Source organism: Bartonella sp. AP88XZML, assembly GCF_042195565.1.
Classification (GTDB): Bacteria; Pseudomonadota; Alphaproteobacteria; order Rhizobiales; family Rhizobiaceae; genus Bartonella.
This window is the reverse complement of record NZ_JBHIOQ010000063.1, coordinates 1-1,033: the sequence shown is the minus strand read 5'-3', so window position 1 is coordinate 1,033 and position 1,033 is coordinate 1. Positions and strand designations below refer to the sequence as shown.

At 43.0% G+C, this 1,033-nt stretch carries 2 protein-coding genes; both read left to right on the top strand.

Translation table 11 applies throughout. The annotated features are described in order from the left end of the window. Positions 1 to 340 (top strand): head decoration protein (locus ACFIK2_RS07655; RefSeq protein WP_375677108.1); only part of this gene is annotated, 340 nt, incomplete at its 5' end. A gap of 12 nt (positions 341 to 352) precedes the next feature. Then, on the top strand, positions 353 to 1,033 hold a 681-nt coding region (locus tag ACFIK2_RS07650; protein WP_375677107.1), incomplete at its 3' end, for a major capsid protein.

The following is a 1,033-nucleotide window of genomic DNA, read 5'->3' as shown; positions in this document are numbered from 1 at the left end:
CAATGGCGCTTATCTTGGACCCTACGACCCCGATATGTCAAACGAAGAAGTGGTGTTTGCATCAGGAGCATTCATTGAAGCGGGAACTGTCATGGGAAAGATAACCGCAACGGAACACTATGTCCCCCTTAATCCAGCAGCATCAGATGGCAGTCAAACACCGGCAGGGATTTCTTTTGCCACTGTTGACGCAACCGGCGCAGATCAACGCGCCGTGATTACAGCACGCTTATGCACTGTAAAAGCTTCTGAACTGCTATGGCCAGATGCCATCACGGATGAGCAAAAGAAAGCAGCCATTCAGTCTTTAGAAGACCATAACAACATTCTATTGCGATAGGAGAATGCGCACATGGATATGAACTTTTTTAAACATGATGCTTTCTCAAGCATCACAATGATGAAAGCGATTGAAAACTATGAATTTCAACCGGGGCTTATTAGTTCTCTTGATCTTTTTGAGGAAGTGGAAACAAGCACCACAGTGGTTGGTATTGAAAGACGTGACAATACATTGTCCTTGATTCAAACCAGTGAACGTGGCGCCCCCTTGGCAGAAGGGGATAGAGATGGACGTAATCTTCGGTTTTTCAAAACAACACGCATTGCCAAAAGTGACACGGTGAAATCAGAGGAAATCCAAAACCGTCGTGAATTTGGCGCAGAAGATCAGTTAGAGACAGCAATGAAATATATTGCCAGAAAACAAAAGAAACTGATTTCTGAAATCGAATTGACATGGGAAAACATGCAACTTGGCGCTGTTCAAGGTGTTGTCCTTGATGCTGATGGCTCGGTGATTGTAGATTGGTACAAAGAATGGGAAATCACGCCACCAAAGCCCATTGACTTTAAACTAAATGTTGAGACAACCAATGTTGCTGATAATGTTGACCAAGTCATTATGAGGATGATTGAGGCTTCAAAAGGAGCATTTTCTGATCGTTCACGGATTATTGGGCTTTGTGGAAATGAATTCTTTTCCAAGTTGAAAAACCATAAAACAATTCGTGAAACCTATCTCAACACAGCT